Consider the following 26,999-nt stretch of genomic DNA (forward strand, 5'->3'; position numbering starts at 1 on the left):
AAGCGTTCACAATTCAATGACTACGAGCATTTCATATTAAATTGGAGGTGTATTTATGGGAATGAAACAGAGGCTGGGCAGCTTGGTCCTATGTATCGCACTAGCGCTGAGCTTGGCAGCGGCAGACGGCTCTACGATTGTATCTGGTGCGGAGACTCCGAAGCAGGAAGCGACAAGAAAGCTAAGTGAGCTGAATGCGTTGATTACGCAAGCGAAAAGAAGCGGGCATGACACCACAAGAGAGGAAAGTGCGGCCTGGATGGCTCGCGAATTCCTCAAGTATGCAGACTGGGATGCGGCGAATGTAGCCAAAAACAAGGTGCAATTCGAGAGAGTCAGCATGTTCCAGGGCAATGCGCAACAGCTGGCGAACAATCTGCCCGACTTCGAGCGGAATGAAGTGATTAAGATGTTGGATAAGGCAAAGGCCGAGCTGACGCAAGTCATGAGCGGAGCCGTTACGCGACGTGCGGTTCCGAAGGTGAATTGGTCCAACATTACGGTTCAGAACGATCAGTTCATGTCCAATGGGAAGCCTGTCTTCCTGTACGATTATTTCTCTAAGCCGCTTCATATTTCAACATCTGATCCAACCCTGTACAATGATTATCTCGGCAAGCTGGATCACCCTAAGGCAATCAGCCCGATCTTCGCGCTGGACGAGGCGGGAACGATAGGCCAGACGAAGATGGTCGACCTGCAGAATCGTCCGACGAATACGGCAGGCTATACGATGCTGTGGCACGATCCGTTGCCGCAATGGGCGGTGACGAAGTACGGTCCTGAGATTCTGAAGGGTCAGAGCTTCTTCACCAAATACGATATTGATCACCCCCAAGTAAGAGAGATATGGAAGGACGTTTTCAAGGGGACGATTCCGACAACAGCTGGCCAGAATTATACAAGGCTCGGCTACATTCTTGCGAATGAGCCGCATTGGTTCACGGCCAAAGGGCACTGGGCTGCAATTGCGAACGTATCCACATACACGATGAGCAAGTTCAGAACGTGGCTCGAGACGAAGCACGGCACGATTGCCAAGCTGAATTCGCTTTGGGGAACCAGCTATACAAACTTCAGCCTAGTGAATCTGGCGATTCCGCTGGATTTGTCCTACAAGAACACGCCAATCTGGTACGACTGGTCGCGCTTCAATATGGATCGCGGAACCGAATGGCTGACCTTCCTTCATGACGAGGTTAAGAAATACGATCCGGCGGCGAGGACACAGCTCAAGCTTATGCCGGATCTGTTCGTGGAAGGTAACCGCGATCACGGCATTGACTTCGAAGCATTAACCGAGCTGACGGAGATGATTGGAGACGATGCGAAGATTCGCAAGCGGAATATGAACAGTGCCGGTCCAGAGAGCTGGGAGTCTAAGTATGCGTACTACTGGGAAGAGATGGCCATGTCGTATGATTTTATGGATTCCGTCAGTCCGAATAAGCCGCATTTTAACTCCGAGGTGCATTTGCTCTCCACCACTCAATACCGGGACCTGTATATGAAGCCGGAGTATGTTCGTTCGACGTACTGGCAGACGACGGTACATGGACTTAACGGTGGATTGACTTGGTTCTGGGGCCGCAATCCGGACGGATCGATCGAGGAGAGGCTTCAGAATGCATCCGGAGGTCTGGGAGAATCGTACGCTGCGTCAGTTGCCCAGCAGCCTCAAGTGGCTCAGGAGCTGACGAAGACGATGATGGATCTGAACGCCTTTTCGAACGAGATTGTCAAGTTTCAGAGAGAGCGTAAGCCGGTTCGATTGTTCTACTCTGAGGCGGCTGCTATTAACGATTCGAACTATATGAGTGATCTATTCGATATGTATGAATCCATGTACTTCAGCGGAGTTCCTCTAGGCTTCGCCACGAAGAACATTATTTTCAAACAGCCGAACTCGGATTGGGATGTCATTGTCGTCCGCAAGACAGAGGAAGTGACAGAGGCCGAATTTAACGCGCTGCAAATATATCTCAATAATGGCGGTATCGTCATCATCGATGACGTCAGCCTCAAGTTCAATGAGTACAAACAGCCTCGTGCCAAGACGCTCACCAAAGGGACGGGCAAGCTGATTAAGCTGATGGATAATTCGGTAACGAATATGTCCGCCACGGTGACGACCGAGCTGAAGGCTCGTAACCAAACGCCGCCAGTTAGCCTGTCTGAAAACAACGGGCTGCCATCCAAGGGCGCTTTCTGGCGCGTCGTGCCTAACGGCAACAATACGTACCTGATGACGATTGTAAATGTAGGAAAAACGAGCTCAAACATTAGTCTGAAGATGGCGAACAACCAAAGTGTGACGGTTAAAAATATGATGACCGGCCAGAGTATGGGCTCCAGCTTTAGCTTAGGCTCGGAGGGTGTTCTCCTGCTGGAGGTTAAGCCTAAGCCTTAGGACTGTATGGCTGAATTGCTTTAACCAACGATCACACAATAGTGAGATCGTTGGTTTTGCTGTTTAAAAAGCGGGATTGGATGTTTACCGGCTATTTGCTCTGTATTCCCAACTAGCTTGTTGACCAAAATACAAGAGAGGGTTATAATTCAAGTATCAATAAAAATGAAATGAATTCCGAATTTAAATGTAATTTATTAATTAAACGGTTTGTTGTCTTATATCATCCAGGAGGGAGAAGGTTTAAACATGAAAAAAGAAAGCGCTGCAACGATTCGAGGCAAACAATATACCAAAAATGCCGACTGGTTCTGTGAGTTTACGTATGAGCCGGTTGAAGGTCTGGGCTATGAAGAGGGCGTTCATCGCCGTGATCCCAGCAGTGTAATCAAGGTGGGAGAGCTATACTATGTATGGTATACGAAGTCCGTTGGCGAAGCGGTAGGGTTCAACACAGGCGACCCCGAAGCCAAGGTGTTCCCATGGGATCAATCCGAGGTGTGGTATGCCACCTCTCCGGATGCCAAGACCTGGACGGAGCAAGGGCTTGCTGTGGGCCGGGGCCCCAAGGGCTCTTACGATGACCGAAGCGTGTTCACCCCTGAGATTCTGCATCATGACGGCAAGTTTTATTTGGTGTATCAAGTGATTGAAGGCCAGTACCTGCTCCGAAAATATGAAAATATTGCCATGGCAATCGCTGAGTCGCCAGAGGGACCTTGGCGCAAGGTAGATGCGCCGATTCTTCGTCCTGCGATGAACGGCGAATGGTTCGGCGATGACGATAATCGCTTAACTGTGAAGCATAAGGGCGACTTCGACAGCCTGAAGGTTCATGATCCTGTTCTCTTCCATTATAATAACCAATTCTGGCTCTATTATAAGGGAGAACAGAAGGGCGAAGAGATGACCTTCGGCGGACGGACGACAAAGTGGGGCGTTGCGATCTCCGATCATCCGGAGGGTCCTTACGTGAAGTCGGAATACAATCCGGTGACCAACAGCGGTCACGAGACGCTGCTCTGGCACTATCGCGGCGGTATGGCCGGGCTTCTCTCGACAGACGGTCCGGAGAAGAACACGATTCAATATGCACATGACGGCATTAACTTCGAGATCGAGGCCGTTATTAAAAATCCGCCGGAGGCTGCTGGTCCATTCCGGACCGAGGATCCAGAGCGCAGCCCGCTAGAGGGTATTCGCTGGGGCTTGTGCCATAACGTCCATGCCAAGTGGAACCACATTCTGAAATTCAGAACAGTGGAGGATTACAAGCATCACTATGTCAATAAGGTGAATCCTGAGGTGCTCTGGTTAGGCAAAAAAGCGAATCAAAAGAAAGATTAAGAGGTATAAGCCGAGCTGTCTGCTATGGACGCTCGGCTTCTTGCCATTCATCTAGCCGTTCCTATTAACTGAGATCGATTCCATAGTGACGTACTGACGTACGCAGCAGGAAGGGCTGAGGAAGCTAGAACCACGCATTCGGATCTGCCAACTGGTTGAGAGGGAACGTTAGCTGCGAAACGTACAGTTATTTTTGACCAAACATGCCCAGACTAGGAGATTACCTGCAAAACCTACACTTAAAAGCTGTCCAAATGGGGAAATTCCTCAAAATCCTTGAAATTAAATGTAGGTTCTGCAGTTCGTAACCAGAAACATAGGGACGCTGCCCGCGGGCAGCGTCCCTTCATGACGATGTGAATGGAGCTTAGGAGAGGTAGACGGAGCGCATGGACGGTACGAAGCCCAAGCGCTTGGAGATGAGCGAGGATTTCTCCTTCACATGCGCCTCCAGCTCATCTTGCTTATCGAAGATACGAGCGGTCGGTCCCGCTACGCTGATAGCCGCGATGACCTTGCCGGTGTAATTAAAGACAGGGCCGGCGATGGAGCTTAAGCCATCATCGTATTCCTCGCGATTGACGGCGATGCCTGACTGTCTAATTTTGCTCAGCTCCTGCAGGAACTGCTGGTGGTCCGTAATCGTTGTTGGCGTATATTGCTGCAGCCCCTTCTCGCTCACGATCTTGTCGACAGCTTCAAGCGAGAAGTAAGCCATGATGGCTTTACCCAGACCGGTGCAGTGTACAGGGTTTCTGGAGCCGAGAATCGCATTCATGATAACGGAAGCGCTCCCGTCCACCTTATAGATGTAGATAACTTCCCCTTCATTATAAACCGCGAGGAAGGCCGTTTGGCCAGTCTGCGCTGCCAGATCCTGAAGATGGGGAATGGCGGCTTCCACCAGATCGATGTTATGGAGGCCCGCCATCCCAATCTCAATGGCCTTCAATCCTACAAAATATTTCTCCGTTGAGGGCTCCTGCATCACAAAGCCCGCCTTCATCAATGTTTCCAAAATGCGGTGTGTTGTGCTCTTGGGCAGCTGAGTCGCTTCCGACAATTCGCCAATCCCGGTCCCGCCCTTGTTCAAGGCGAGCTGCTCAAGCAGGAACAGTGCGCGCTCTAATGTGGAATTCGTTTTGTTCATTTCCATGCTCAAAGGAAGCACCTTCTTTCATTTCATCTCTATTCCGTTATTTTAAATAATGTTTTGATACGAGTCAATCTCAATTATAAATTGATATATTGTTCCGATTTTGTATTGACGAATCTACTTAAGTGTAATAACATTTGATTAATTGGAACGGTTGGGTTCCGATCACTGATAATAGAGGGTGAACATAATGGCAAATGGAAAACGAATTACTCATATTCAAACCGATTATTTTCTTGTGCCGCTCGCGGAGCAATTGGGAGATGCACGGCACGGCATTCATTCGCATTTCGAATTAATTACCGTCACGATTGGCCTGGAGAACGGCAGTGAAGGTGTCGGCTATACCTACACGGGCGGCGTAGGCGGAAGAGCGGTCTGTCAGATGATCGAGCATGATCTGAAGCCGTTCCTGCTGGGCAAGGACGCCAGTTGCATCGAGAAGCATTGGGAAGAGATGAATTGGAATATTCATTATGTCGGGCGCGGCGGCATTGCGTCGTTCGCCATCTCGGCCATTGATATCGCCCTGTGGGATCTGCGCGGGAAGAGCTGTGACGAGCCGCTGTGGAAGCTGCTTGGCGGCCATGCCTCTTCAACGAAGGCTTACGCCGGAGCGATTGATCTCAATTTCACCAAGGAGAAGCTGTTAGCTAATATTCAAGGGTATATGGATAAAGGCTTCCAGGCCGTGAAGATCAAGCTGGGACAAGAGCGTCTGGCAGAGGACATCGAGCGTGTAGTAGCCGTTAGAGAGCTGATTGGACCGGACCGCACCTTTATGGTGGATGCCAATATGAAATGGTCGGTCGAGACCTCCATCAAGGCAGCAAAGCTGCTAGCCTCACATGATATCTTCTGGCTGGAGGAGCCGACCATTCCAGACGATTATGACGGCTACCGCCGGATTGGCGCAGAAGGCGGCTTGCCTATCGCGGCAGGCGAGAACTTCCATACCGTCTATGAATTCGTGAATATGATTACTCGCGGCAAGATTGATTTCCCGCAGCCGGACGCGTCCAATATTGGCGGCGTAACGGGCTGGCTGAAGATTGCGAATCTTGCTTACGCTTATAATCTGCCTGTGTGTACACATGGCATGCAGGAACTGCACGTCAGCTTGATGTCGGCGATGCCGAATGCGTCGTATCTGGAGGTGCACAGCTTCCCGATCGATCAATATACGAAGCGGCCACTTGTGATTCAGGATGGAAGAGCCGTCGCGCCGGATGTGCCAGGCACAGGTGTAGAGTTCCGGTGGGAGCTACTTCAGCCTTATAAGCAATTATTCTAATCATCTAACAGGGAGTGGATAGCATGAAAGCGGCATTCTATGAGGGGAACAAAACCATTGTTGTAGGCACAGGCACTCGCAGAGAGCCAGGGCCTGCCGAGGTAGAGATCAAGGTCGCTTATGCAGGCATATGCGGAACGGACCTGCATATTTATCACGGCCATATGGACCATCGTGTGAAGCTGCCTCAAGTGATGGGGCACGAGATGTCGGGCGTCATCGAACGTGTTGGCGGCGAGGTTGCGGACTATAAGCCGGGCGATAAGGTTACGGTGAAGCCGCTGGGACCATGCGGGGAATGTCCGGCATGTCAGGATGGCTGCAGCCATATCTGCCATCGCTTGCAGTTCATGGGCATTGAGACGGACGGCGCGTTCCAAGCCTATTGGACCGTTCCTGCGAGCACGCTGCATAGGCTGCCAGATGAGCTCAGCCTGCAGCATGGTGCGATGATTGAGCCGCTGGCCGTAGCTTGTCATGACGTTCGACTGGGTCAAGTAGCGCCGGGCGAATATGCCGTTGTAATCGGCGGAGGACCCATCGGTACGTTGATAGCGCTTGTTGCCCGTGCTGCTGGAGCAAGGGTTGTTGTGGCGGAGATTAATCCCTATCGTCTCCAGCTGCTGGAGGAGCTTGGCTTCGAAACATGCAACTCCAAGGAGCGGGATTTGGCGGAGTATGTGCAGGAAGCAACTGGCGGCAAAGGCGCCGATGTCGTGTTCGAGGTGACCTCCTCTCTGGCTGGCGCTGAGGTTATGACCAAGCTGCCGAAGGTTAGAGGACGTATTGTCATTGTTGGCATATTCAGCAAGCCTGTCCCGGTAGATCTGCATCGCTTCTTCTGGAGAGAGCTTCAGCTGTTCGGCGCGCGCGTGTATGAGCATGAGGACTTCGAGCAAGCGATTCAGCTTGCGGCAAGCGGCGAGCTTGGGCTTGATCGTCTGATCAGCGAGGTCTATCCTATCGAGCAGATTCAAGCGGGCTTTCAGCAGATGGAATCCGGCAGCGGCGTGATGAAGGTTCTTATTCAGTGCAATTAAGCGGGAGGTAGCGGGATGGCTATATTGGATTTATTTTCATTGCGGGGCAAAAAAGCATTGGTGACGGGCTGCAAGCGGGGCATCGGCAAATCTATGGCGATTGCGCTGGCGCAGGCTGGCGCGGATATTGTTGGCGTAAGCGCAACCCTGGAGCCAGGGAGCGAGGTGGAGCAGGAGGTGCGCCAGGCAGGGCGAAGCTTCGCCGGTTATGCCTGCGACTTCAGCGACCGCAACGCGTTGTACGCGTTCATCGCCAAGTTGAAGGAAGAGCATGCTGATATTGATATTATGGTGAACAATGCCGGCACCATCATGCGCAAGCCGGCAGCTGAGCATCCCGATGATTATTGGGATCATGTTATCGAAGTGAATCTGAACTCGCAATTCATATTGGCCAGGGAGATCGGACAAGGCATGCTGGAGCGTGGAGCGGGCAAAATTATTTTCACCGCGTCACTGCTTACGTATCAGGGCGGCATTAACGTGCCTGGTTATGCGGCGAGCAAGGGCGGCATTGGACAGCTGACCAAGGCGCTGGCGAATGAATGGTCCTCGCGCGGCGTTCAGGTGAATGCGATAGCTCCAGGCTACATCGAGACGGATAATACGGAGCAGCTGAGAGGGGACCCTGTCCGTTATGAGGCCATTCTAGGCCGGATACCTGCAGCTCGCTGGGGAAGACCGGGGGACCTCAATGGAGCTGTTATCTATCTGGCTTCCTCCGCATCCGATTATGTAACCGGCACGATTGTTACGGTGGACGGCGGATGGATGGGCAGATAGCATTCTGACATGAAAGTAGGGATCCCACATGACGCGTGAGACTAAAACTGTTGTCATTACGGGAGCTACAAGAGGCATTGGCCGCAACATGGCGCTGTATTTTGGGAATAAAGGCTATCAAGTCATTGGTACGGGCAGGGATCGCAATCGTTTGAATGCCCTTCAAGCGGAGCTTGTAGCCTTTCCGACGCCAGGAAGAGTCTTCCAAGTGGATGTTCGCAGGTATGAAGAGATGAAGGAGCTTGTCCGTCAACTGGAGTCGGAGCTTGGGGTTGTTCATGTCTGGATCAATAATGCAGGCGTGAATCGAGCGATTGGGCCTACATGGGAGGTGGACCCTGAGACGTGGGGAGAAGATGTGGATATTAATCTTAGAGGAACCTTCTATGGCGTCCATGCCATTGTCCCCATGATGCTGAGACAGGGCTTCGGCCGCATTGTCAACTTAATCGGCGGCGGAACCACTCATGCGATGAAGAACAGTAATGCTTATGGAACGGCAAAGACGGCGGTTGCCAGATTTACAGAAAATTTGGCGGAGGAGCTGGATGAGACGGGAGTTTCTATTAAGGTGTTTGCGTTGAATCCAGGACTAAATGATTCGGAGATGACAAGAGCTCTGCGAGTAACGCCGGAAGGGAAACGTTATTTCCCCGATATGGAGGAATGGATACGTAATGGCGCCGCGAATCCTCAAGAAGCGCCGGCATGCGCCTACAAGCTGGCGGAGGGACTGGCGGACCAATTCCATGGACGCATAGTGACTATATACGATCCTATAACGGAAGCCGGCTCCCTCCAGCCTGATCAATACAAGCTGCGACTGCAGAGCTGAGAAAAGGAGAAATCCATGAAATTACAATTATACAAAGCGCTCTGGGGGATGGAAGGCACCTATAGCGAGCAATTCAAGCGAGCAGCGGAAGCGGGGTATACCGGCATTGAAGCGCCCATGCCTCTGCCAGAGCAGGAGGCGGCCTTCCGCGAAGCGCTTCAGACCTATTCGCTTGCCTATATCGCCCAGATTTTCACTGGCGGTGAAGATCATATTGAATCCTTCAAGGAGCAGGTGGAGAGAGCTGCCGGCTTCGAGCCCCGGCTCATTGTTTCGCACAGCGCCCGGGATCGTATGAGCCATGATGAGCAGGATCGCTTCTTCGAGGCGGCGCTCCGAATAGAGGGGGACAACGGTATTACAGTTGCACACGAGACACATAGGCATCGGGCCATGTTCTCGCCGTGGACAACGGCAAGACTGCTGCATAAGTTCCCGGAATTGCGAATTACGGCAGATTTCAGCCATTGGACGAATGTATGTGAATCTCTCCTTCATGACATGGAGGAGGAGATAGAGCTTGCCATCGCACACACCCATCATATCCATGGCAGAATCGGCTTCTCCCAAGGCCCGCAGGTTCCCCATCCTGCAGCACCGGAATGGAGCATGGAGCGGGAGCGCTTCGAGGGCTGGTGGAAGCGGATGTTCAGCCGCCGCCAGTCGCAGGGGGAAACTGTAAGCACGATGACACCGGAATTTGGACCAGTTCCCTATATGCCGACGCTTGCCTTTACGAAGCAGCCTGTTGCAGATCTATGGGATGTGAATGAATGGATCGCCAATCGGGTGAGATCCAGCTATCCAGACTGGATTGCTGCTAATAGCAATTGATGCCTTGCCCGGCTGAATAACACATAGAGCACTCGGGTTCCTTCGGAAACGGGTGCTCTTCGTCTCCCTTAAGGGAACAGCCTAACTATTATAGGAGTGATACCTGTGCTGGAAATCGATAAATATTGGGAAGATCCCCGTACGCTGCACATAAACCGCGAGAAGTCAAGAGCTTATTATATTCCGCATGCGGATGCCGATGGAGCTGCCTCTCGGAAGAGAGGGCGCTCTCCTTATTATCAGACCTTAAATGGCGCTTGGAAATTCCAATATTACGCCAGTGTGGAGGAGGTTCGCGACAGCTTCTATGAAGCGGATTATGATGCAGGAAGCTGGTCCTCCCTATTAGTACCCTCCTGCTGGCAGAATAACGGCTACGACGGCATGCATTATTCCAATCTGAACTACACCATTCCATGTGATCCTCCCTTTGTACCGGACGACAATCCCGCAGGGCTGTATATTCGGGAGTTCAACCTCTCGCCGGATTGGACGGAGAAGGACAAATATGTGGTGTTCGAGGGTGTGAATGCGTGCTTCTATCTATGGGTGAACGGAAGCTTCGTCGGCTATAGCCAAGGAAGCCGGGTGCCTGCCGAGTTCAATATCAGCAAGCACCTTGTCTCTGGCGTTAACCGGATGGCGGTTATGGTGCTGAAATTTTGTGACGGCACTTACCTTGAGGATCAGGATTTGTGGCGATATACGGGCATATTCCGGGATGTCTATATGCTGGCGAGGGATAAGGCGCATATTCGCGACGTGTTCGTGCGTACAACGCTGCTGAACAGCGACCGGGAGGCTCAGCTGAATATCGAGCTGGAGATGGCCGGCGGTGCCGTTGTACAAGCTGTTCTGCGAGATCCAAGCGGTATTGAAATAGCTGCGGCGCAAGGTGAAATAGGGCAAGCGGGACAGCTTCCAATGCAGGTGCTGGACCCGCAGCTCTGGAGTGCGGAGCAGCCGGTGCTGTATGAGCTGCTCTTGTCCTCTGGTGAAGAGGTGCTGCGCTTCAGTGTTGGCTTCCGCCGAGTGGAGATTCAAGAGGGCGTGTTCCAGATCAATGGCGTTCCCGTGAAGCTGAAGGGCGTCAATCGTCACGATTCCCATCCAAGCCTTGGCCAGACCATTCCTCTGCAGCATATGATTCAGGATCTTCAGGTGATGAAGCGCCACAATATTAATACTATTCGGGCATCTCATTATCCCAATGATCCCAGATTTCTGGAGCTCTGCAATGAATATGGCTTCTATGTGGTGGACGAAGCGGACCTGGAGTGCCATGGGCTGGCTATCGCCGATAACTGGGACAATATGGCCAAAGGGCTTGGCATGCAATCCTATACGGACTTTCATGAGCTGTCCAACAATCCTGATTGGGAGGAAGCCTTCGTCGATCGGGCGGTTCGTATGGTGGAGCGCGACAAAAACAACCCTTGCGTGGTGATCTGGTCGATGGGTAACGAGTCTGGATACGGCCCTAATCATATTGCCATGGCGAAGTGGACGCGGGAGAGGGACAGCGCAAGGCCTGTTCATTATGAAGGAGCGGCCTCCCTGTACCTGGGTCATCCCGATACAAGCGCGTTGGACATGGAAAGCCGCATGTATGCATCTGTTCCGGAGATTGAAGCCTATGCCAAGGATGAATCGAAGCTGAAGCCGCTGTTCCTGTGCGAATACAGCCACGCCATGGGCAATGGCCCCGGCGACCTGCTGGACTACTGGAATGTCATCTACGCCGAGCCGAAGCTGATGGGCGGCTGTGTGTGGGAATGGTGCGACCACGGCATTGAGAGGAAAACCGAGCATGGCGACTCGTATTATGCGTACGGCGGCGACTTCGGCGAGAAGCCGCATGACGGTAACTTCTGCATTGATGGCCTGGTAGCTCCCGATCGTACGCCGCATACCGGCCTGCTGGAGCTGAAGCAGGTCATAGCGCCTGTTCGGATGGATGCCGTTGAGCTGGAGAAGGGTCGGCTGCAGATTCGCAATCTGTATGACTTCGTGGACCTCTCCCATTTGGTCTTCTATTGGAAGGTGGAGCGTGAGGGCGTGCTCCTCCAGCAAGGCGAGCTTCGAGGCCTGCGAACGGCTCCGCATACCGGAGAGGTGGTGGAGCTGCCGCTGCAACCGAAGCTGTTCTCCCTGGATGCGGTTAGCTTGACCATATCCTGCTGCCTGGAGGAGGAGAACGCGTGGGCGGAGCGTGGGCATGAAATCATGTTCCACCAATTTGAGCTGACGACAAGTGATGGCAGCGGTGCTTCCAAGCGATTTGACAACAAGGCCTCTCATACCTCCATCCAAGTGCTGGAGGAGGACCGTAAGCTCATTATTACTGGCTTTGACTTCAGCCATTCCTTCGATTTGCGGAAGGGTATGCCGGATCAGTTGACAAGGCACGGGGTGGCGCTGCTGGAGCAGCCTCTATCCTTCAATATGTGGCGAGCGCCTCTAGATAACGACAGACCGTTGGTGGCGAGATGGCAATATGAAGGTCTGGAGCATGCCGGCATGAAGGTGTATCGCTGTGATTGGGAGCAGCGCGCCGAGGGCGAGGTTGTCGTGACCGTTGAGTTTTCCTTGGGTCTCTACACGCGTAAGCCTATTGTGCGAGGGTCAGCCCAGTGGCTGTTCGATGCCCAAGGCGCGGTAACGGTGAAGGCAAGCGCAGAGGTGAAGAAGGAGATAGACTTCCTGCCTCGCTTCGGCTTACAGCTAAGAATGCCGGCAGCCATGAATACGGTGGAGTATGTCGGTTATGGACCGCATGAGAGCTATGTGGACAAGCGTCAGAGCGTACGCAAGGGCAGATATGTACAGCGCGTTGAGGAAATGGGCGAGTCTTATATTATGCCGCAGGAGAACGGCTCCAGATGGGGCACGGAATGGGCTGTCGTATCCAATGAGCTGGGCATGGGGCTGCTGCTGGACGGTACAGAACCCTTCTCGTTGAACGCTTCCCGCTATTTGCCTCAGGATCTGACGGCAGCCAAGCATACGTATGAGCTTCAGCAGAGGAAGGAGACAATCGTTCAGCTCGATTACAAGATGAGCGGGGTAGGCTCGCACTCCTGTGGTCCCAAGCTGATGGATAAGTACCAGCTGAAGGAGAAGCAATTCGAATTCCAATTCACCTTAAGACCTGTGTTTAAGGAAGATGAGTAAAAACGTATTGACGCCTAGCCTATCCAACTGTATAATCAACTCAAAACGGAACAATGTTCCGAAAATAATTAAATAAATAAAATTTTCGGGTTATTGTTCTGTATTAAAATGTGGACTTATAATGGGAGGTTATGGCATGTCACGTGTAGTGAAGGATTTAAGCGGCAAGCTCTGGCAGATGGAGAAGATGAGAGTAGGCGAAGGGGAACGAGAAGGGTTCCATATCCTTCCCGCAGAGCGGCAAGGTGTTATATTCAGCTGGAATTATGCTTCTGTGCCAGGGGATGTATACACGGATTTGCAGCGCGCCGGTGAATTGGAGGATCCTTACTTCGGCCGCAATATGCATAAGGCCAAGTGGGTGCAGGAATATGAGTGGTGGTACATTCGCAGGTTCAACGTCTCGCAGGATATGAAGGGCAAGAAGGTGCATCTGGAATTTGAAGGCGTTGACTACAGCTGCACCGTATGGCTGAACGGCCAATTGCTGGGCAGTCATGAGGGCATGTTCTCTCCTTTCTCCTTCGAGGTCAGCCAGTACCTCAACTTTGATGAATGGGCTGGCGGCTCCAATCAGCTGGCGGTCAAGCTGGACCCGCCGCCGAAGAATTTCCGCAATGTCGGCGGCAAGAAGGTGAACTTCTCTGGCGATTATTTCACCGGCCTGGTGCCAATCGGCATCTGGCGTCCCGTACGCCTCGTGGCTACTGAGGATGTGCGCATTGTGAATTATCGCAACGAGTCCGAGCTTAAGGATGGGGGCGCTGCCGTTCATGTGGAGGTTGAGCTCGACAATATGGCTGGAGAGTCGGCAACCGTCCAGCTTCAGATCGCGTTGAAGGGCCATAATTTCGAATCCGAGACGATCACTCGTACGGTGGAGGCAGAGGTTCAAGCCGGCAGCCATACTGTGAAGGCAAGTGTAGATGTTGCGGACGCGAAGCTGTGGTGGCCTTGGGATATGGGCACTCCGAATTTGTACGATATGGCAATTACAGTCCGGAAGAACGGTTCGGAGCAGGATCGTGTTGAGGACAGAATCGGTATCCGTACGATTCAGATGGAGAAGAATCCAGGCTTCACCGAAGCGGAGTCGGAATATCCGTGGACCTTCGTTATTAACGGCAAGCGCCAATTCCTGCGCTCGGCATGCTGGGGCGGCCAGCCGTCCTTCCTGTATGGACGGAACAGCACGAAGAAATATGAGCATCTGCTTCGTCTGGTGAAGGAGAGCAATATCAACAATCTGCGGATCTTCGGCTGGCATCCGCCGGAAATTCCAACCTTCTATAAGCTGTGCGATGAGCTGGGCATTACGGTGTGGACGAACTTCACGTTCTCAACACAAGCCTTCTCCAATGAGCCTGCATTTGTAGATTCGGTTGCGAAGGAATGTATTGAAATTGTGAAGCTTCGCCGCAATCACCCCTCCAATATTTATTGGATGGGCGGAGAAGAAGTGTTTTTTACAGATGCACATATTGAGAGCGGCAACAAGGAGCTCATGGAAGCGATTGGCGTTGCCATTGGGGCATACACCTCCGTTCCTTACGGGCTGGCATCGCCGCTTAGCAATGAGTTCGGCCAGAGCATGGGCTTCAAGCCCAAGGAGTCCCAGCACGCCAATGAACATTATTACGGCGGCGGCCGGAGCTTCATGGAGGAATATTACCCGGCTCTGGATTGCTCCATCATTCCGGAATTGACGGCGGCGTCGGCGCCATCTATCGAAAGCCTGAGGAAGTTCATTCCGGAGAACGAGCTTTGGCCGATTGGACCAAGCTGGGGCTACCACTGGGCCGATATCCACATTCTCCAAGGACTGAACATAGAGGTGTTCGGGGATAAGAGAATGGATTCGCTGGAGCAATTCGTGGAATCGACTCAAATCGCCCACGGCACGATTCTGCAGTTTGCCCTTGAATTGTACCGCAGACGGAAGCCGCGTATGAGCGGTGTGTCACTCTGTCACTTCATTACGCACTGGCCTGACATCAAGTGGGGGCTAGTCGATTATTATGGTCAGAAAAAAATCAGTTTCGACTATGTCAAGAGGAGCTATCAGCCGCTTCTGCCAAGCTTGGCATTCGCGAAGAGAAGATGGAACCCGGGCGAGACGTTCCAAGGCGAGCTGTGGATTGTGAATGACTACCATGAGGCCTACGGGGACACCGAGTTGGAATGGACGCTGAGCAATCATAAAGGCGAGGTTGTACAAAGCGGCACGGTAGAGGCGCAGGTGGCTTCCAACAGCTCCGCCAAATTCAGCGACATCGCATGGAAGGTGGATGCTGACGCGGCAGGCGAGTTCTCGGTTGCGCTGACGTTGAAGCAAGGCGGCAGCGTGCTGGCCAGCAATGCCTACAAGCTGCTTATTGGCGATCAGGCCGAGGCGAAGCGCATTTGTATCGAGCATCTGGACGAAAGCAACAAGCTGCGCGATGAATATGGCCACAGCTATTACCGCTACAACCCTGAGCTTTGGGAGCTGGAATAATATCGGCAAGCGGATGTTTCTTGGAAGAATGTTACGGCTGGGGAGGGGATGGCTTGCTTCCATTAGAGGGTCTGCTCGTCGTGGAATGCTGCACGCGGCTTGCCGGTCCCTTCGCGGGGTTAAGACTGGCTGATCTTGGGGCGCGTGTCATCCGAATCGAGGGGACGGAGGATGAGCCGCTTCCGCTTGTCAGCTTGTACCGCAACAAGGAGAGATTTCAGTTCCGCGCCGCCATTGGAGAGCATGCGAAGGTGAGCAAGCTGATTGCGGAGGCTGATGTTCTCATCGAAGGGCCGCCTGCAAGCGGGTTGCAGACAACGCTGCTCCCCTATGAGAGAACGCAAGCGCTGAATGGCAAGCTGATCCATGCCAGTATAACGGGTTATGGCCGGGAAGGAGCCTGGAGTGCGAAGCCTTATGACGATTTGTTCGTCCAATCACTCACGGGCATGCCCTGGCTGAGCGGGAATGCCAATGATCTCCCAATCCCATTCCCGCTGTCCACGGTGGAGATGTTCGCAAGCGCCAATCTCGTGCAAGGCATTCTGGCCGCTCTTGTGCACCGTTCCAAGTCGGGGGAGGGGATGCTTGTCGAGGTTAGTCTGCTGGAGTCGGCGATTGATTATCAATTCGAGGTGCTGACGACTCATCTTAATGATGGTGGACAGCTGCCGCAGCGAAGCTTGTTAAATAATGCCCATGCTTATCTGGCGGCTCCATATGGAATCTATGAAACGGCTGATGGGTATTTGGCTCTGGCCATGGGCTCTGTGCTGGAGCTGGGCGCTCTGCTGCAATGCGAAGCTTTGGCCCGCTATGAGGATGTTGCCAGCTGGTTCTTGAGGCGGGATGAAATTAAAGGTCTGCTCGCCGATCATCTCAGAACCAAAGCGGCTGCGGAATGGGCGGAGGATCTGGACGAGGGCGGCTATTGGTGCGCCGTGGTTCAGACGGTTGACGAGCTGCTTCAGCACGAAGGCTTCCTAGCCTTGCGCAATATACAGCAGGTGCAAGCGGAGGAGCGCGGCTTATTCCTTACGCCTTATTGTCCCATTCGCTTCGACAACAACTATATGGGAAGTCGCCGTGGAGTTGGGCGGGCGGGCATGGACAACGCTAGGCTTGAGGCGGAATTTCAGCTGCTATAGCCGTAGCAGCTGCATATTAAGTTGAAGCGAGAGTGATCCATCATGATGCCGAGACCGCTGGAGGGCTTGCTTGTGCTTGACTTCAGTCAATTCCTGTCTGGTCCTTATGCAGGCTTGCGATTAGCGGATTTGGGCGCGCGAGTCATAAAGATTGAGCGGCTGGACGGCGGGGATTTGTGCAGAAGGCTGTATATTTCGAATTTGGAGCTGGATGGGGACAGCACGCTGTTTCACTCCATCAATCGGAATAAGGAAAGCTATGCTGTCGACTTGAAGTCCGAGGCAGATCGATGCAAGGTGCGGAAGCTGCTGAGCCATGCGGATATGATGGTTCAGAATTTTCGGCCGGGTGTCATTGAGAAGCTTGGTTTCGGCTATGAAGAGGTGAAAGCTATTAATCCGCGTCTCATCTATGGCTCTATAAGCGGCTATGGAGGGAACAGTCCGCTCCGTGACAGACCCGGACAGGATCTGCTGCTCCAGGCGCTCACGGGACTGCCCTGGCTGCACCGAGACAAGTCGAGACGGGGGCCTATCCCATTTGGTCTTGCCATTGCAGATATGATAACCGGAGCCCACCTTGTGCAAGGCATGCTGGCGGCTCTTGTGCGTCGATCCATCCAAGGCAGCGGCGCATATGTAGAGGTCAATATGTTGGCATCCACCTTGGATGCCATGCAGGAGATCTGGGAGGAGAAGTGGATGCCGAATCAGGGCTCCAGCTTATCTGCCTCAGGAGCAGAGGGTTCGGCGTCCATCCGCTGGCTGAAGGGGCTGTATCCAACTGCTGCAGGCTATATCGCGCTCGGCGATATGCCTCTTCACACATTGGCCCAGGCGCTTGCCCCTCACTTCACCTTGGATGCGCTCGGCCAAGGCCAAGCTGCGGCTGCCCGCATGGAGGAGCTGCTGACAACACGTCCTGCTCATTATTGGAGCGAAGAACTGCAAAAGGCCGGCATCCCTTGCGAGGAGCTGCTGGACTGGAAGCAGCTTCTGCAGGAGGAAGCGTTCAGCGAGCTGTGTATGACGCAGGACATCTATCGAAGCAACGGGGCCCGCATGACGGCAATCTCTTGTCCCATCAGGCTGAACGGCCATCGGCTGCAGTCCTCTAGAGGAGCGCCGCATATTGGAGAGCATAACGCCGTTGTTGAATCGGAATGGAACATTACACGTTGAAGAGATGGTGATGAAGTTGAAATTAAAAGGAATGACATGGTCTCATGAGCGTGGCTTGAACCCATTGGCAGCGGCCTCAGAGGCGTTCCGCAGGCTGGAGCCTAACGTCGAGATTGAATGGGACGCGCGTTCCCTGTCTGATTTCGAGCTGTACCCGCTGGAGCTGCTTGCAGATGCCTACGATCTCATTATGATTGATCATCCCCATATAGGAACAGCGGTTGCGAAGGGACTGCTGCTGCCCTTGAATGATCGGGTGGAGGAGGCTTTTCTGAAGGATCAGGAGCTTCATTCGACAGGATTAAGCTACGCCAGCTATACGTATGAAGGCAAGCAGTGGGCGCTGCCTGTGGATGCGGCGGCTCAAGTCAGCGCCTACAGACAGGATTTGCTGGATCAGGCTGGTCTATCGCCTGCCCGAAGCTGGAGCGACGTGCTCGCCATCGCCAAGAAGCTGCCCAAAGGGCAGTCAATCGGCCTCCCGCTTGTGCCAGTGCATGCGTATTCAACCTTCTTCACGTTATGCGCCCAGCTGTCGAACCGGGCCTATTGGAGTGAAGAACTTGATCTTCCTATGGAGATAGGCGAGCAGGCGCTTGCGCTTATGGAAAGCCTGATGCCGTATGTACATTCGGAATCGGTGCATCAGGATCCCATTCATATGCTGAATCTTATGGGTGCCAGCAATGAAATAGCGTACATTCCGCTTATCTACGGGTATTCCAATTATGCGAGAGTCGGCTTTCGGCCGTACCTGGCGAGCTTCGGCAATATTCCGTCCGACAGCGGCGTGCCAAGCGGCAGCATGATTGGCGGTGTAGGGCTTGCGATTTCGTCGCAATGCCGGCATGCTGACATCGCCGCCCGGTTTGCCGTTATGGTCGCTTCACCAGAGTTCCAGCGCACCTCGTTTTTCCTGAATGACGGTCAGCCGGGCCATCGGGAGGCATGGCTGGACCCCGAGGTGAATCGTCTCTCCGGCGGCTTCTTCAAGAACACGCTGGACACATTGACACATGGCTCCATGAGACCGCGTTTCCATGGCTATATCAGCTTCCAGGAGCAGGCTGGCAATCTGATTCGGTACCGCCTGATGAATCAGGCGCCGGAGCGGAGAACGGTTATTCAAACCTTAAACGAAATGCATATGCAGGTTAGACGAGAGCATCAGGAAACGGGGATGTGAGCAGAATGAAGCTGCTGGAGGGTATTGTTGTACTGGATTTCAGCCAATATCTGGCAGGCCCTGTGTCCGCGCTTCGATTAGCCGATTTGGGGGCGCGAGTCATCAAGATCGAAAGGCCGAACGCCGGTGATGGAAGCCGCCAGCTGACATTGTCGAATCTAAGGGTAGACGGAGAGAGCACTGTATTCCAGTCTATGAATCGGAACAAGGAAAGCTACGCTGCCAACCTGAAGGACCCCTCTGATCTCGCAAAAGTAAAGCGGTTGATTCAGCAGGCGGATGTCATCATAGAAAATTTTCGCCCCGGCGCTATGGAGAAGCTCGGTCTTGATTATGAATCCGTCAAGGCGCTGAATCCTGGCATGATATACGGCAGCATTACTGGTTATGGCGTGGAAGGCCCCTGGAAGAACAAGCCGGGACAGGATTTGCTGGTCCAATCCATGTCCGGCTTAGCCTGGCTGAACGGCGACGGCGAGCAGCCGCCTGTTCCCTTCGGTCTGGCAACGATTGATCTGCATACCAGCTCCGTATTTGTTCAGGCCTTGCTTGGCTTGCTGTACAAGCGAGAGAAGACCGGTGAGGGCGGACTAGTGGAGATCAGCCTGATGGAGGCGGCTTTGGACTTCCAATTTGAAGTGCTGAGCGCTTATATGAACAAAGAGCCGAGAGAGCTGCCCAAGCGAAGCGGGTTCCGGAATGCCCATGCTTACCTTGGCGCGCCATATGGCATCTATGAAACAAAGGATGGCTATATCGCGCTGGCCATGGGCTCCATTCTGGCATTAGGCGGACTGCTCCAGTGCGAGGAGCTGCTTGTCTATACGGAGCAGTCGGCTTGGTTCGATGAGCGGGACACCATTAAGGGAATATTGAATCGTCACCTGAAGACGAGGCCGACAAAGGAGTGGCTTGATCTTCTGGAGCCGGCCGACTATTGGTGCGCTGAGGTGTTCGATTGGGAGCAGTCTCTTCAGCATGAAGGCATCAAGGTGCTGGATATGTTCCAGGAGGTCGTTAGGCCAAGCGGCGCGGTGTTCAAGACGACGCGTTACCCCGCAAGGGTGAACGGACAGCTGCTCAAGCATGAGAAGGGAGCACCTCCAGTCGGCGAGCACACGATACGAATTAATAGGGACTTCGGTCTTGACGGTTCGGTGGACAACGATGGAGGGAGGTAAGGCGATGGACAACAACGATATTCGGTACGAGGTTGACAACTATATAGGGACGATTACGCTTGCCAGACCGGGCAAGCTGAATACCGTCACACGTGCGATGGGCGAGCGGCTCAGCGAGCTCTGTCAGGAGATCAACAGGGACAAGGGCGTTCGAGTCGTCGTCCTCACCGGCGAAGGCGAGAAGAGCTTCTCCGCCGGCAGCGACATTGAAGTGCTGGATGATTACGGAAGTCCATGGGATCTGCGTAATCGAGATGATTACTGTATGGCGATTCGCAGCATTCGCAAGCCAGTCATCGCTATGGTGAATGGGTATGCCATTGGCGGAGGATTGGAGCTTGCGCTGCAGGCCGATATTCGTATGGCGTCATCCAACGCCAGATTCGGCGCAGCAGAAATTAAGCTGGGCTGGATCGGAGGCAGCGGAAGCACGCAGCTGCTTCCGAGAATGGTAGGAGCAGGCAAGGCTGCGGAGATGGTGTTGACGGGGAGGCTGCTGTCAGCGGAGGAGGCTTTGCGTTGCGGATTGGTTGAGCAGGTCGTGGAGCCTGATGAGCTGAAGAAGCTGGTCTACGAGACGGCAAGCGCCATCGCGGCATATAGTCCAATCGCTGTCGAAAACGCTAAGCTTGCGCTTCGAGCGGCCATGAATATGCCGCTTGACGCAGGCCTGCAATATGAGAACAGCCTGTTCTCCTTCTGCTTCACGACAGAGGACGCGCAGGAGGGTAAGGCAGCCTTCAAGGAGAAGAGAGCCCCGCAATTCAAGGGACAATAATAGAAGCGAAAGGGAGATGGAGCACAATGATGAAGGGCAACCGCAATGGACAAGACTATTATCGGTTATATATAGACGGCCAATGGGTGGAGGCATCTTCGGATCGGCTGATTGAGGTGCAGAACCCGGCGAATGAAGAGGTGATTGGACGGGTAAGCGATGCCTCGGCCGAGGATGTGCAGAAGGCGCTGGAATCGTCCGAGCGGGCGCAGCAGGCGTGGCAGGCGCTGCCTGCCGTGAAGCGCGCGTCTTATTTGGTCAAATTGGTGGAGAAGGTGAAGGAGAAGCGCGAGTTCCTAGCCAAGCTGCTGGTGATGGAGCAGGGCAAAACGTATCGTGAGGCGCTCGGAGAAGTGGAAGATACGATGGCTTATATGATGTTTGCCGTGGAATCCGCCAACAAAATTAAAGGCGATATTCTTCCTTCCAATAAGGAAGGCGAGATGCTGCAGATTCGCAAGGTGCCATATGGCGTCACTATTGGCTTATGCGCATGGAACTATCCGCTTGCCTTGATCGGCAGGAAGCTGGGACCGGCGCTTGTGACGGGCAATACGATGATCATTAAGCCACATGAGCTTACGCCAATCGCTTCGGCCGAGTTTTTCAACCTGATTCATGAGGTTGGCTTCCCTCCTGGCGTTGCAAACTTCGTGACAGGCACAGGCGCGGAGGTGGGACAGCTTCTGGTGAGCAGCCCCATTACGAAGATGGTAACGGTAACCGGCAGCGTACGCGCGGGTCAGCAGATCTACAAGGCGGCTTCCGACAACATTACCGCATTGTCTCTGGAGCTGGGCGGCAAAGCCCCGTTCATCGTATTGGAGGATGCGGATATTGACCAAGCGGCGGCAGCGGCTGTCACAGCCCGATTCGCGAACTGCGGGCAGGTATGTGTGTGCAATGAGCTGGTGCTTGTTCACGAGAAGGTGGCGGAGGCCTTCACAGCGAAGCTTCTGGAGCATATGAAGGCTATTAAGGTGGGCGATCCTTTCGACAGCACTGTAACGATGGGGCCTAAGGCGAATGGCAATGATCTGCAAAAAATTGACGACATTGTTCAAGAAACGGTAGCCCAAGGCGCCAAGGTAGCCTTTGGAGGCAAGCGTCCTAGCGGCGGCATCTTCGATAAGGGCTATTGGTATGAGCCGACTGTCCTTGTTGATGTGAAGCCGGACATGGCCGCAGCGCAGAAGGAGATATTTGGTCCCGTGCTTCCGATTGTAACCATCAGCAGCTTTGAGGAGGCCATTAACATCGTCAATTCCAGTGAGCTGGGCTTGTCGGCTTACCTGTTTACCAGTGATATGAAGAAAATGATGCATGGTATAGATGTGCTTCAGGTGGGAACAGTTTTCGTCAATCAAGGTATGTCAGGCTGTATGCAGGGCTACCACAGCGGCCATAAGCTGAGCGGACTGGGCGGCGAGGATGGCGAATACGGACTGGAAGGCTATATGCAGAAGCGTGTAGTGTACTTGAATTATAAGTAAGGAGAGGGGCCTGCGGTTTACCGACCGCAGGCTGCTTCCCTATTTTGAGAGGTAGTTCAAAAAGTCCGGTTTTGATCACGAAGTATGTAACGAAGCTTACTCGACATCGAATATGGAGCGCAAGCGAAACTAAGCTTATGCTTACGATGTAGGTTTCTTTCTGAAACCTTTGAGGTGCTCACGTAGCCTCCACTACGCTCCGCTCCTCAGTTTCTACTTTCGCTCCATCTTCTCGGTGCTGAAAACCGAACTTTTTGAACTTGTATTTTTATGAGGTAGAATTTTTATTTTAAGAACAGGTGGTGGGGGATAAATGCTGCAAGGCTCGCAGGGCTCGCGCATACGAGCTAATGAGAGGCTGATTGACGAAATGAATGCAACAACTCCGCCTTATGGCACCCTTGCGATCTGGCTGCTGGGCCAGGAGAGCATTGTGGTGAAGGGGGACGGCATCCTTCTCTACTTCGATCCCTTCGTATCCGATGATGTGAGGAGCAAGCTGGGCCTCCAGCGATTGTATGAGCCGCCGCTTGTTCCAGCCGATATTACGAATGCTGCTGTCAGTCTCATTACGCATGATCATGAGGATCATCTGGATGCCGGCACGATGAAGGTTATCTGCCATAGCAGCCCGGACAGCCTTGTTATCGCTCCCAAATATTGCGCCAGCACGATTAGGGGCTTGGCTTTGCGCCTCATCGTGTCTTCCATGCCCATACAGAGGAGCCCCTGTCGCTGCTTGGCGATCGGCTTCAAGTATGGTCAATACCGGCCATGCATGAGCAGTTTGAGGTTGACGCTGACGGGGAGCATCGGTATGTCGGATACGTCATCCGATTGAATGGCGTGACCCTGTATCATGCGGGAGATACGCTGGTCTATGACGGATTGGCCGCACGGCTGCGGAGTGCGTGCATAGATGTAGCCTGTCTGCCTATTAATGGACGCGACTATTATCGCGCCAGCCGGAATATTGCCGGCAATATGAATTATCGGGAGGCAGCGGAGCTGTCTTGGGAGATTGGCGCGGACACCGTCATCCCTCTTCATTATGATACGTTCGACTGGAATACAGAGAAGCCGGGCTCGTTCGTGCAATATGTATACGAGCAGTATCCGGAGCAGAAGTGTCATCTGCTGGCGCGCGGGGAACGCTTCCTCTATGTGTCGAGCTCCGCATTCAAGAATGAGAATGAACCAAGGGAGAGATAGAGAGATGAGAGGAATTCCTTTTATACAGGACTGGAAGTTTATACTGGGCGAGCCGGAGTCTCCCCATTTGCTGGCAACGGATGATACCTCATGGCGCACACTGGATCTGCCCCATGATTGGAGCGTGGAGTTCCCGTTTGATCAGGAGAAGGGGGAAGCCTGCACCGGCTATCTGCCTGGCGGAATTGGCTGGTATCGCAAGCGCTTCACGTCCACGCCCGAGATGACCGGAAGCAAGGTCATCATCAACTTCGACGGCATTTATAATCGTGCAAGCATCTATTGCAACGGGCAGCTTGTACGGTTTCATCCCTACGGCTATTCGCCATGCCTGGTGGATATAACGGATTGCCTGCATGCTGAGGGCGAGGATAATCTCATTGCGGTGAAGGTTGATCATTCCCGTTACGCGGACAGCAGATGGTATACGGGCTCCGGCATTTATCGGAAGGCAGCCCTTCATATTATGCCTAAGCTTCATATCCCCGTGTGGGGCACCTATTACACGACGCCGGACGTCGATGATACTTCTGCTGTTGTACGTGGGGTCATCACCTTGCGGAATGATGAAGCGGGCCCGCAGCAAGCGGAACTGATCTGCAGCCTTTTCGGACCGGATGGCCAGCTTGCAGCCAAGGAGAGAGTGAGCTGCTCTCTGGCAGGTAATCAATCAGAGGAGCTTCAGATGGAATGGAAGATTCCGAATCCGGAGCGATGGGAAATTCATGATGGCAAGCTGTACCGCGCAATTGTTGAGGTAGTGGACGACGGACGGACCATCCAGACGGTAGAGGATCGTATAGGCATACGAGAGTTCCGATTCGATGCCGACAAGGGCTTCTATTTTAATGGAAGGAACACGTTAATTAAAGGGGTCAATCTGCATCATGATGGCGGGCTTGTTGGCGCGGCGGTGCCTCTGGATGTATGGAGACGCAGGCTGGAGACGCTGAAGGCATGCGGATGCAATGCCATCCGGACAGCCCATAACCCAGCCTCGGAGGACTTCCTGGATCTATGCGACGAGATGGGCTTCCTGGTGCAGGAGGAGTTCTTCGATGAATGGGATAATCCGAAGGACAAGCGCAGCAACGGCGGGGAGCAACGGGTGGATGATATAACCCGGGGGCATGCTGAATTTTTCCGGGAGTATGCCAAGCAGGATCTGCAGGACACGGTGCTGCGGGACCGGAACCATCCTTGTATTTTCCAGTGGAGTATAGGCAATGAAATTGAATGGACGTATCCCAAATATAATGAGGCAACCGGCTACTTCGGCATGAATGCCTCCGGCAATTATTTCTGGACGCTGCCGCCGAACAGCAAGGATAAAATTCGCGAGATCATTCAGGGGCTGCCAAGAGACGCCTATGACATTGATAAGACAGCCCGGCTCTTGTCACGCTGGACCAAGGAGCTGGATACAACGAGACCCGTTACAGCCAATTGCATCCTGCCCAGCGCCAGCTACGAATCGGGCTATATCGACGAGCTGGATATTGCAGGGTACAGCTACCGCAGGGTGATTTATGATTACGGCCATCAGCATTATCCCGACAAGCCGATACTGGGAACGGAGAATGTAGCCCAGTGGCATGAATGGAAGGCGGTGCTGGAGAGAGAGCATATTCCTGGCATCTTCCTCTGGACTGGCATCGATCATATGGGTGAAGCCATACAGAAGCCATGGCCGCGGAAGGGCTCCAATCTGGGTCTGCTGGATTTCGCCGGGTTCCAGAAGCCTTCCTACCATATGTTCAAAAGCTTATGGAATGAAGAGGCGCATGTCCATCTCGTCACGCAGACTGTGGAGGAATCCTTGTATCGCCTGAATGAGGCCGGCGAGCTGGTGGAGAAGGTGCCTGGCGGCTGGCAGGAGAGAGTGTGGTTCTGGCATGATGTGAACTCTCATTGGAATTATAGGGATGGAGAGCTGGTTGTGGTCGAGGTATATTCCAATTGCGAAGAGGTTTCCTTATATTTGAACGACACCTTGGTTGCCGCCAAACGCCTGGAGCAGTTCGAGGACCATATCTACAAATGGGCAGTGCCTTATGCCGCAGGAGAGCTGAGGGCTGTCGGCAAGCGAGCCGGTGAATCAACCTCTGCCAGTATCCATACGGTAGGCCCTATTCATTCCATTCAGCTGCTTGGGGACAAGGACACCCTCCAGATTCATCCCGATCATGTCGTTCATGTTACTGTTCAGCTATTGGATGCGCAGGGGCATGCCATTACGAACCAAAATGTGGAGCTTGCCTTCGAGGTGGAGGGGGAATGCCGCATTCTTGGAGTTGACAATGGCAGCCCTGACAATGTGCAGCCTTACCAGAGCACAAGCCTTATGACAGAGCTGGGCAGAGGATTGCTCCTTGTACAGGGGACCAAGCCAGGAGAGCTTGCGATTAAGGCGACATGCGCTGCTATCCATGCCGTATCTAATATATGTAAGGTGAAGGTCGTCGAATAGGTCCCTAATGGAATGAATAGAAACTTGTTTCAATAGAGATCGGAAAAGTCCAATAACATGACGAATTGGTTCATTTTATTGTGGAGTAAGCCGTGATACGATTCTAATATCAAGTGAAGTCGATATCCCATGAGGAGGCAACAAGGATGAAGCTGGTACACATTCAATTCGAGGGTAAGTTAACCTGCGCGATTGCAGGAGAGCAAGGGATTCTACCGATTGAAGCGAGCCTGGAGGACGTGATTGCCGGAAGGGCTGATGCGGCGGAGCTTGCTGCAGCAAGCCCCGGTAAGTGGCTGTCGGAGCAGGAAGTAGTGTTCGCACCTTCCATACCGGCTGGCAAAAAAATCATTTGCGTTGGTCTTAATTACAAGAAGCATGCGGAGGAGGCGGGACTCCCCGTACCTGAGGTGCCAATTCTGTTCAACAAGTTTTCCAATGGACCCGTTGGACATGGAGCGGTAGTGGGCCTTCCCGCCCAAGCGTTCAAATATGATTACGAAGCTGAGCTCGGTATCGTAATCGGCAAGACGGCCAGGAACGTCAAACAGGAAGAGGCGCTGGATGTCGTATTCGGCTATTGCAACGTCAATGACCTGTCTGCGCGTGATCTACAGATGCGTACAAGCCAGTGGATGCTTGGCAAAATATTAGATGGCTTCTGTCCGGCTGGCCCTTATCTCGTCACGGCGGATGAAGTGGGCGATCCCAACGACCTGGATATTAAGCTGTATCTGAACGGAGAGCTTCGCCAGAGCTCCAATACAAGAGACATGATTTTCACTGTTCCGGAAATCATTCAATACATTACACAATATATGACGCTGGAGCCTGGCGACCTTATTCTGACCGGGACGCCTGAGGGCGTGGTGGCCGGTTATCCGGAGGATCAACAGGTATGGCTGAAGGACGGAGACGTCGTTACCGTTGAAATCCAGAAGCTTGGAGCTTTGACCAATGTCATGAAGGGATGCTGACC

The 26,999-nt window shown here is 53.2% G+C and carries 20 protein-coding genes; 19 read left to right on the forward strand and 1 reads right to left on the reverse strand.

Features of this window, described 5'->3' with window-relative positions:
* Positions 1 to 55: 55 nt before the first annotated feature.
* A complete protein-coding gene (locus P0X86_RS05185) occupies positions 56 to 2,410 on the forward strand; it encodes a beta-galactosidase (protein ID WP_153783643.1) in 2,355 nt (784 codons plus the stop codon).
* A 249-nt stretch (positions 2,411 to 2,659) separates the two neighbouring features.
* Positions 2,660 to 3,757, forward strand: a complete 1,098-nt coding sequence (locus P0X86_RS05190) for a glycoside hydrolase family 117 protein (RefSeq protein WP_153783642.1) — start codon at positions 2,660 to 2,662, stop codon at positions 3,755 to 3,757.
* 367 nt (positions 3,758 to 4,124) lie between these two features.
* Here P0X86_RS05190 and P0X86_RS05195 read toward each other — a convergent pair whose 3' ends face one another.
* Positions 4,125 to 4,913 (reverse strand): IclR family transcriptional regulator, encoded by a 789-nt coding sequence (locus tag P0X86_RS05195; RefSeq protein ID WP_277748996.1) that lies wholly within the window; start codon positions 4,911 to 4,913, stop codon positions 4,125 to 4,127.
* A gap of 190 nt (positions 4,914 to 5,103) precedes the next feature.
* Between P0X86_RS05195 and P0X86_RS05200 the strand changes: the two genes are divergently transcribed.
* The 17 genes from P0X86_RS05200 to P0X86_RS05280 all read left to right on the forward strand — a co-directional run bounded on the left by P0X86_RS05200 (position 5,104) and on the right by P0X86_RS05280 (position 26,997).
* Entirely contained in the window at positions 5,104 to 6,207 is a 1,104-nt protein-coding gene (locus P0X86_RS05200) for a mandelate racemase/muconate lactonizing enzyme family protein (RefSeq protein ID WP_277747962.1), read from the forward strand.
* 23 nt (positions 6,208 to 6,230) lie between these two features.
* Positions 6,231 to 7,247, forward strand: a complete 1,017-nt coding sequence (locus tag P0X86_RS05205; protein ID WP_277747963.1) for a zinc-dependent alcohol dehydrogenase — start codon at positions 6,231 to 6,233, stop codon at positions 7,245 to 7,247.
* A gap of 15 nt (positions 7,248 to 7,262) precedes the next feature.
* A complete protein-coding gene (locus tag P0X86_RS05210; RefSeq protein WP_277747964.1) occupies positions 7,263 to 8,030 on the forward strand; it encodes an SDR family oxidoreductase in 768 nt (255 codons plus the stop codon).
* Positions 8,031 to 8,058: 28 nt separating this feature from the next.
* The gene (locus P0X86_RS05215; RefSeq protein ID WP_277747965.1) at positions 8,059 to 8,865 is read left to right on the forward strand and encodes an SDR family oxidoreductase; all 807 of its coding nucleotides are present in this window, start codon (positions 8,059 to 8,061) and stop codon (positions 8,863 to 8,865) included.
* Between the two features lie 15 nt (positions 8,866 to 8,880).
* Positions 8,881 to 9,699 (forward strand): sugar phosphate isomerase/epimerase family protein, encoded by an 819-nt coding sequence (locus tag P0X86_RS05220; RefSeq protein WP_277747966.1) that lies wholly within the window; start codon positions 8,881 to 8,883, stop codon positions 9,697 to 9,699.
* 105 nt (positions 9,700 to 9,804) lie between these two features.
* The gene (locus P0X86_RS05225; protein WP_277747967.1) at positions 9,805 to 12,873 is read left to right on the forward strand and encodes a glycoside hydrolase family 2 TIM barrel-domain containing protein; all 3,069 of its coding nucleotides are present in this window, start codon (positions 9,805 to 9,807) and stop codon (positions 12,871 to 12,873) included.
* A 136-nt stretch (positions 12,874 to 13,009) separates the two neighbouring features.
* Positions 13,010 to 15,370 carry a glycoside hydrolase family 2 protein gene (locus P0X86_RS05230; RefSeq protein ID WP_277747968.1) on the forward strand — a complete coding sequence of 787 codons (2,361 nt, stop codon included), beginning with the start codon at positions 13,010 to 13,012 and terminating at the stop codon, positions 15,368 to 15,370.
* A gap of 53 nt (positions 15,371 to 15,423) precedes the next feature.
* Complete coding sequence (locus P0X86_RS05235) at positions 15,424 to 16,518, forward strand: CaiB/BaiF CoA transferase family protein (protein WP_277747969.1); 1,095 nt, start codon at positions 15,424 to 15,426, stop codon at positions 16,516 to 16,518.
* Between the two features lie 42 nt (positions 16,519 to 16,560).
* Entirely contained in the window at positions 16,561 to 17,700 is a 1,140-nt protein-coding gene (locus tag P0X86_RS05240) for a CaiB/BaiF CoA transferase family protein (protein ID WP_277747970.1), read from the forward strand.
* A 10-nt stretch (positions 17,701 to 17,710) separates the two neighbouring features.
* Positions 17,711 to 18,886, forward strand: a complete 1,176-nt coding sequence (locus tag P0X86_RS05245; protein ID WP_277747971.1) for an ABC transporter substrate-binding protein — start codon at positions 17,711 to 17,713, stop codon at positions 18,884 to 18,886.
* A gap of 5 nt (positions 18,887 to 18,891) precedes the next feature.
* Positions 18,892 to 20,067, forward strand: a complete 1,176-nt coding sequence (locus P0X86_RS05250) for a CaiB/BaiF CoA transferase family protein (RefSeq protein ID WP_277748997.1) — start codon at positions 18,892 to 18,894, stop codon at positions 20,065 to 20,067.
* Between the two features lie 4 nt (positions 20,068 to 20,071).
* Positions 20,072 to 20,845, forward strand: a complete 774-nt coding sequence (locus P0X86_RS05255; RefSeq protein ID WP_277747972.1) for an enoyl-CoA hydratase/isomerase family protein — start codon at positions 20,072 to 20,074, stop codon at positions 20,843 to 20,845.
* Positions 20,846 to 20,871: 26 nt separating this feature from the next.
* Positions 20,872 to 22,338 carry an aldehyde dehydrogenase gene (aldA, locus tag P0X86_RS05260; RefSeq protein WP_277747973.1) on the forward strand — a complete coding sequence of 489 codons (1,467 nt, stop codon included), beginning with the start codon at positions 20,872 to 20,874 and terminating at the stop codon, positions 22,336 to 22,338.
* A 313-nt stretch (positions 22,339 to 22,651) separates the two neighbouring features.
* Positions 22,652 to 23,179 (forward strand): MBL fold metallo-hydrolase, encoded by a 528-nt coding sequence (locus P0X86_RS05265; protein ID WP_277747974.1) that lies wholly within the window; start codon positions 22,652 to 22,654, stop codon positions 23,177 to 23,179.
* On the forward strand, positions 23,074 to 23,550 hold the full coding sequence (locus P0X86_RS05270) for an MBL fold metallo-hydrolase (protein ID WP_277748998.1): 477 nt from the start codon (positions 23,074 to 23,076) through the stop codon (positions 23,548 to 23,550). The genes P0X86_RS05265 and P0X86_RS05270 overlap by 106 nt, the downstream gene beginning before the upstream one ends.
* 4 nt (positions 23,551 to 23,554) lie before the next feature.
* Positions 23,555 to 26,020 carry a glycoside hydrolase family 2 TIM barrel-domain containing protein gene (locus P0X86_RS05275; protein ID WP_277747975.1) on the forward strand — a complete coding sequence of 822 codons (2,466 nt, stop codon included), beginning with the start codon at positions 23,555 to 23,557 and terminating at the stop codon, positions 26,018 to 26,020.
* A gap of 146 nt (positions 26,021 to 26,166) precedes the next feature.
* The gene (locus P0X86_RS05280; RefSeq protein WP_277747976.1) at positions 26,167 to 26,997 is read left to right on the forward strand and encodes a fumarylacetoacetate hydrolase family protein; all 831 of its coding nucleotides are present in this window, start codon (positions 26,167 to 26,169) and stop codon (positions 26,995 to 26,997) included.
* Positions 26,998 to 26,999 lie beyond the last annotated feature (2 nt).

The sequence above is a fragment of the Paenibacillus sp. BR1-192 genome (assembly GCF_029542445.1).
Taxonomy (GTDB): Bacteria; Bacillota; Bacilli; order Paenibacillales; family Paenibacillaceae; genus Paenibacillus_AQ; species Paenibacillus_AQ lautus_A.